The sequence below is a fragment of the Veillonella sp. KGMB01456 genome, from assembly GCF_023051165.1.
In the GTDB taxonomy this organism is placed as follows: Bacteria; Bacillota; Negativicutes; order Veillonellales; family Veillonellaceae; genus Veillonella_A.
Genome location: NZ_JALKIG010000064.1, coordinates 1 through 6627 on the forward strand (window position 1 = coordinate 1; position 6627 = coordinate 6627).

7 protein-coding genes are annotated in these 6627 nt (G+C 35.6%); 4 read left to right on the forward strand and 3 right to left on the reverse strand.

All coding sequences use genetic code 11. The features are described 5' to 3' along the window. Positions 1-70 precede the first annotated feature (70 nt). Genes citX through MXE28_RS11035 form a run of 3 tightly spaced genes read right to left on the reverse strand, consistent with a single transcriptional unit; the run spans position 71 to position 2550 of the window. Positions 71-631 (reverse strand): citrate lyase holo-[acyl-carrier protein] synthase, encoded by a 561-nt coding sequence (gene citX / locus MXE28_RS11025; RefSeq protein ID WP_021841201.1) that lies wholly within the window; start codon positions 629-631, stop codon positions 71-73. Beyond that, positions 615-1679 carry a [citrate (pro-3S)-lyase] ligase gene (citC, locus tag MXE28_RS11030; protein WP_021841200.1) on the reverse strand — a complete coding sequence of 355 codons (1065 nt, stop codon included), beginning with the start codon at positions 1677-1679 and terminating at the stop codon, positions 615-617. Before citC ends, citX begins: the two co-directional genes overlap by 17 nt. Next, on the reverse strand, positions 1672-2550 hold the full coding sequence (locus tag MXE28_RS11035; protein WP_226974679.1) for a LysR family transcriptional regulator: 879 nt from the start codon (positions 2548-2550) through the stop codon (positions 1672-1674). The genes citC and MXE28_RS11035 overlap by 8 nt, the downstream gene beginning before the upstream one ends. A 226-nt stretch (positions 2551-2776) precedes the next feature. Between MXE28_RS11035 and citD the strand changes: the two genes are divergently transcribed. Genes citD through citG form a run of 4 tightly spaced genes read left to right on the forward strand, consistent with a single transcriptional unit; the run spans position 2777 to position 6518 of the window. After that, complete coding sequence (citD, locus tag MXE28_RS11040) at positions 2777-3073, forward strand: citrate lyase acyl carrier protein (RefSeq protein WP_021841198.1); 297 nt, start codon at positions 2777-2779, stop codon at positions 3071-3073. Beyond that, positions 3074-3985 (forward strand): aldolase/citrate lyase family protein, encoded by a 912-nt coding sequence (locus MXE28_RS11045; RefSeq protein ID WP_006555234.1) that lies wholly within the window; start codon positions 3074-3076, stop codon positions 3983-3985. Positions 3986-3996: 11 nt separating this feature from the next. Then, complete coding sequence (gene citF / locus MXE28_RS11050) at positions 3997-5559, forward strand: citrate lyase subunit alpha (protein ID WP_226974678.1); 1563 nt, start codon at positions 3997-3999, stop codon at positions 5557-5559. 20 nt (positions 5560-5579) lie between these two features. Beyond that, positions 5580-6518: a triphosphoribosyl-dephospho-CoA synthase CitG gene (gene citG, locus MXE28_RS11055; RefSeq protein WP_156705341.1), complete on the forward strand. Its 939-nt coding sequence runs from the start codon at positions 5580-5582 to the stop codon at positions 6516-6518. The last annotated feature ends 109 nt before the right edge of the window (positions 6519-6627 follow it).

Genomic DNA, 6627 nt, shown 5'->3' on the forward strand with positions numbered 1-6627 from the left:
GGAGCTGTAACTGAAATGTGAGTTAAAAAACTCAATTTCGTTACAGCCCCTTTTTATGTTTAATAGCATCTTATTTAAATACTATTAAATTAGATTCTTTGATTAGTTTTAATATAGCTAACTGCATTTCTTCGATAGAATGTGTTCTATTACGTGCACAATCTTGTGCCTGTTTATTACAAATAAGGCAAGAACGATATTGTTGACGGGATAATTTGTGTCCTTTCGGATCAATAATATCAATATCAAATAAACGACCTAAGGGATGTGTATTTTCTAAGGTAATCGCTTCGTTTTTTACGTCATCGGCATTACCGTCAAAGGCACAGATATATTCATTCCCGGTTATTTCATTACTATAATGTTCCTGTAAAATATGAATTTGATGATTGTTGAATATAGCGTTAATGGATTTTATGCCTATATAAAATATATCAGATAAAAGACTGTTGTTTTTTATAGGGCCCGGAATATTTAAAGTAAATGAAAGTAACGGTGCGTGATATTTTTCAAATAGAACGTTTTGTAACATAGCCCTATGCTCACGACAACGCATCATGTCATTAAGCTCTACTTGTGTGCCCTCATTTAAGCGAGTCAGTAAAGTTTTAAAATCAATAGTGTATGACATTTTGGCTCTCCTTTATTTTCTGTATGATAGGTTGTGCCTCTTTACGTTGCAGGAATGAGAATGTCGATACAGGAGTTAAATTTTTAACTAATTCCCAACTATCCTGTCTAATAGCTTCACGAACATGAGAAGCACTGACGATTATGTTATCTTTGGTAAAACGGGAAACTATATGGTGTTCAATATAGGCTTTTTTTAATTCTTGAGCCATCGTTTCATTATACAGTTTTGTTACTTGGCTAAACGGCTCCTCACCAACATAACGTGACGTTATGTTTAGATATTTAGCGATTTTTACAAAAATATTTACGTCCAATATGGCTTGGCTGAGAATTACGGCTTCATTGTCTTTTTGAAAATAAGCCGGAAAAGTGGCACTGCTTATCATATAAGAACCACAGTCATGATAAATAACATTTTTTAAATCCTTGGTACCGTCCATAATGAGTTGTTTTCGAACGGTATAAGGAAATAAGCTGGAGTCGTCACTGACGATAAAGAGATGAACATAATCATTTGATTCACAAGCAGTCTTAATTAAATGCAAATGTCCCAAAGTAAAGGGATTGGCATTTAAAACAATAGCTGCTTGTTTTTTATTTTCAAAATTAGGACCAACTTGTTCAATACTTTCCGTATTTAATAACTCCAGATATTCTTTAAAACCGAATGGTTGATTTTCTAAGAATGAAACCAGATTCGCATCTTGATAAATTTCATAGAATCCTAAGTCTTTAAAGTATTTGGCTGACTTTGGTTTTGTATAGATAAAAAGATGAGTATTACCTCGATTGTATTGAACTTCTACTAAATGTGAAAGTAAGGTATTTAACAGGCTTTGACCCTGGTAGTCAGAATCGACGGCAAAGCACCGTAAAGAATTTTTAAATAAGCTTCCGGTAGCAACAATATTATTTTGATCATATATGGCCGCTATATAATCAAGGTTTTTATCCAGAGTTAAATCTTCTTTAGCCAGTAATGCTTTTACAGCCTCTATCCCTTTTGTATCAGAAGGATAAATTTGAGAAACTGTAAAGTTATTCATGAAAGGCCTCCTTCCAGTCGGTCATAAATTGAATAAATGCATCTATTTGAGGTAGCACTTTGAGATTCGGTTGATATAGCAGGTAAGTCGAACGTTCTAAAGGCATACCGTCATTAAAAAATAGGGGCTTAACAGTTCCGGTAAAATTCTCCAGACAAATCTCGGGAACAATGGCCCATCCTAAATTTTCTTTTACCATATTTACTACTGTTTGAATGCCATCAACGGTAATATCAGATTTAATATTTTGACTTAAATTATTTTCATTTAACCAGCGGATAACGGCGTGTTCCATATTTGTATCAGTTTCTCGCGTAATATACGGTAAATTATTTAAATCGGATAGAGTTTGAATTTCATTATTATAAATTAAGCATATTCTTTCACGATAGAGAAACAATTTATTGCCTGTCCAGTCCTGAAAATCACCGCGTAGTATAGCAGCGTCCAGAGTGTTTTTTAAAAGAAGTTTGTATAAATCACGACTTTGATTGGTATGAATATGGGTAGCCACCAACGGATATTGATTTTTAAAGCTTTTTAAAAATTGCGGCAATTTATAATGGGCAAAGTTTACAGAAACACCCAATTTTATGGTACCGCTGACAATGTTTTTTAAAGAGTCAATATCTCGAGTCATTTGCTCTTTATGTTCCATAATAGCTTGGGCATGTTTTAACACAACTTCGCCGGCCGGTGTAAAATGAACACCTTGGCGAGAACGTATAAGTAATTCTGTGGATAATTCTTTTTCTATACTGCGTATACGTTTGGATAAAGTTGATTGAGAGATATATAATTGCTCAGCCGTATGAGTTATATTGTTTGTTTTAGACAGTAAAATTAGTAATTCATAATCCTTATCATCCATGAAATATACCTCCTTTACTTTAAAATGCAGATTTAAAAAAATATAGTTTATAATCCTATTTTAATTCTTTTATTACAAAAAATATATATTTTTTGCCATGAAAATATTTCGTAGAAAATTGAGAAAATAATGAATTTTACATAAATGTGAGACAGTGTTTAAATGTATTTATAAAAGTTCTCTATATTATGTATAAATTGCAATTTAGGTTGTAGGAGGTTAGTTTATGGATATTTTAAACAATGCAATAGCCGGAACATTGGAGTCCAGTGATGCACAGGTACAAGTATTTCCACAATCAGGTAAATTAAGTATTTATGTTGAAAGTAGTGTTATGAATCAATATGGTCGTCAAATAAAAAAAACGGCTGAAGAAACATTAGCAAAGTTAAAGGTAAAAGAGGGAAAGGTTGTTATTATCGATAAAGGAGCTTTGGAATGTACACTTAAAGCTCGTATTGAGTGTGCTGTATTTAGAAGTTGCGGTCAATCGGAAAGCAATATTCCTTGGGAGGTGTTATAAATGATTAATCGTCCAAAACCGGAAAAATTCAGATTGCGTAGAACGATGATGTTTATGAATGCGCAGAAACCTGGCTTAATAAAAGATGCGTATATTTATGGCAGTGACAGCATTATTTTAGATTTGGAAGATGCGGTAGCGGAAAATCAAAAAGATGCAGCCCGTTTTTCTTTATATCAAGCATTAAAGAATGTTGATTATGGTGATACGGAAGTAATTGTTCGTATTAATGGTTTGGATACACCTCATTGGCAAGAGGATATTCGTGCTGTAGTAGCCGGCGGTGCTGACGGTATTCGAATTGCTAAATGTGAAAGTGCAGCTGATGTAAAGTTGGTTGAAGAACATGTATTGGCTGCTGAAAAAGAATTCGGCGTAGAAGAAGGACGTACATTATTAATGGCCGCTTTAGAAAGTCCTAAAGGCATTATGAATGCTTATGAGATTGTATCGGCATCGGATCGCATGTTTGGTTGTGCTATTTCAGGCGGTGATTTCCGTAAATCTATGCATGTACAGATTAATCGTGGCGGTATAGAAATGTTGGCGGCACGCAGTCAAATGTTATTAGCCGCTCGAGCAGCTAATGTTCAGTGTTTTGATACTATGTATCCTAATATTGATGATATGGAAGGCTTTGAAGCAGAAGTAAAACAAAACAGAGAAATGGGTTTTGATGGTAAGAGTATAGTAAATCCGCGTCAAATTGCTTTTGTACATGAAACATTTGCACCAACGCCGAAAGAAATTGCATATGCCGAAAAATTGGTAAGATCATTTAATGAACAAGCGGATTCCGGTGTTGGCGTTTATACGGTTGACGGTAAGATGGTAGATATTCCGTTTTTTGAAGATGCAAGACGCATTATTGCTTTAGCAAAAGCTTGCGGTGTGTATAAAGGTGACTTATAGAGGTGATATAAATGAAAAATGCAGTAGGTAGAGAGATTCCGGATGAGCTTTTAGTTAATAATAAGCGCGTATATTCCGGAAAAAATCAGATAGATGGTCAATATGAACAAAAAGTTGGACCGAAGCGTAGAATTGGTGAAAAACCGAGAGAAAATAAATTAGTGGCTACTCTTCGGGAAGCTTGTGAAAAGTGTGGTGTTCATTATGGTATGACCATTTCATTCCATTCTGTATTCCGCAACGGTGACTATGTAGCGTCAATGGCCGTGAAAACATTAGTTGAAGAATTGGGTGTCAAAGATTTAAACATTGCCGCCACTTCATTAGGTAGTGCTCATGATATTATTGCCGATTATATTGAAAAAGGGATTGTAACGGGCATTCAAACATCCGGTGTTCGAGGTCGTATCGGAGAAGTTATTTCTGAAGGAAAATTAAAAACACCGGCTATTATTCGCAGTCATGGCGGTCGTCCGCGAGCTATCGCAGCCGGCGAAGTGACTATTGATATTGCCTTTATCGGTGCTTCAGCATCTGACTATTATGGTAATGCAGCCGGTATTGGCGGTAAAAATAATAGTGGTGTAATCGGTTTTGCCGGGCCGGATGCAAAATATGCCAATCACGTTATTGTTGTTACGGATACATTAGTGCCGTTTCCTAATTTACCGGCCCCTATTAATGCTATGGATGTGGATTATGTAGTGACTGTTGATGAAGTCGGTAATCCGGATAAAATAGCGACGGCTGAAGCACGAATGACACAGGATCCACGAGAATTGATGATGGCTCGTAACGTTGCGGATATTATTGCTAATACTCCATATTTTAAAGATGGTTTTTCATTCCAAACCGGTGTAGGTGGCCCTTCATTGGCTGTAAACCGGTTTTTAGAAGAACATATGGTTAAAAATAATATTCAAATGGGTTTTGCTTTGGGTGGTATCAGTAATGCTATGTGCCAATTGCAGGATAAAGGCTTGGTAAAGAAAATTCTGGATACTCAGTGTTTTGATAAACCGACAATTGAACATTTAGCTAAACATCCTGATAAACATATTGAAATTACAACTGATGAATATGCTAATCCATCAAATCAAGGCGCCTATGTGAATAAGTTAGACTATGTAGTCTTGTCTGCTTTGGAAATTGATACAGATTTTAATGTTAATGTTATTACCGGTTCAGATGGTGTTTTACGCGGTGCACCGGGCGGTCATCCGGATACAGCGGCCGGAAGTAAATGTTGTATTATTGTTACGCCGTTAACACGCGGTCGTATGGCGACTGTTTGTGAAAAAGTAGTTACTGTTACTACGCCGGGCGATACAGTTGATGTATTGGTTACCGATTATGGAACGGCTGTAAATCCTTTGCGTCAGGATATTATTGACTGTTTAGATAAGGCCGGTATTCCACATGTAACAATTGAATCTTTGAAGGAAAAAGCATATTCATTAGTAGGACGGCCTGATGATTTGGAATGGGAAGATAAGGTAATTGCTGTTGTAGAAGCTCGTGATGGTAGCATTTTAGATGTAGTTCGTAGAATTAAACCGGTCACATTGGATTAAAGTAACAGGGAGGGTGCAGAATGAATATTTGGGAGAATATTCCCAAACCAATACAAAATATAGGCTGTTTGGCTTTGGAAGCTATGTTATTAGAGGCTAATTGTGCACCCGCTCCCGGTTTGGTAGACCGTTTTAACAGTGGTGCCCATAATGATATGGACATTTATACGTTTATAAAAAGTTCAGTAGCATTAAGTTCTTATATGTATAATTTTGCGTATATGGGCTATATGCATAAGGGTGCATTAGATACGTTATTAGCGTTTATTCGTCCTTTGGGTATTGAAGCGGAAGCTGCTATGTTTAAAGCTACAAAAGGAGTAAATACACAAAAAGGTTTGATTTTCCTTATGGGTATTCTTTGTGCTGCGGCCGGCTATGTATATCGAAAATATAATATTATCAAAAGTACTTTAGTTTTTGATGCAGTAAAAATCATGTGTCAGGGATTAGTAGCAAAAGAATTAGGTAAATTACCCAATGACAGAAAACTGACTTCCGGTGAACGGTTGTATCATCAATACGGCATCAGGGGTATTCGCGGTGAGCTGGAAGACGGGTTACCTATTATTAAAGATATTGCTTTGCCGGCTTATAAAAAGGCCATTACGTTAGGTGCTACTGATGATACATTATTGATTTATACCTTATTATCAATTATGACTGCTACAGAAGATACAACAATAATAAATCGGCATAATATGGAAACATTAGCTAGGGTTCAAAGAGAAGCTAAAGCTTTATTAGAAAGCAATCAAGTTTTGGAATCAGGCGGGTTTGAAGAAATTAAAAAATTAGACAAAAAGTTTATTGAACAATGGATTAGTCCCGGCGGTTCAGCGGATTTATTAGCAGCCACTCATTTTTTGTACTCATTGGATGAAAAATATGGTTCACTAACATTTATGGATGAAACAATTAAAACAGGAAGTCCTACTTGTATTGCTATCAAAGATTAAGAAGGATTGTGCAAAAATTAAAAAGTAATTGAAAACAGGCTTTAAAACTCTTTATAATAGTAAATTGCAATATGAAATTGAACACTTTTAAAAACCCAGTAACTTATTA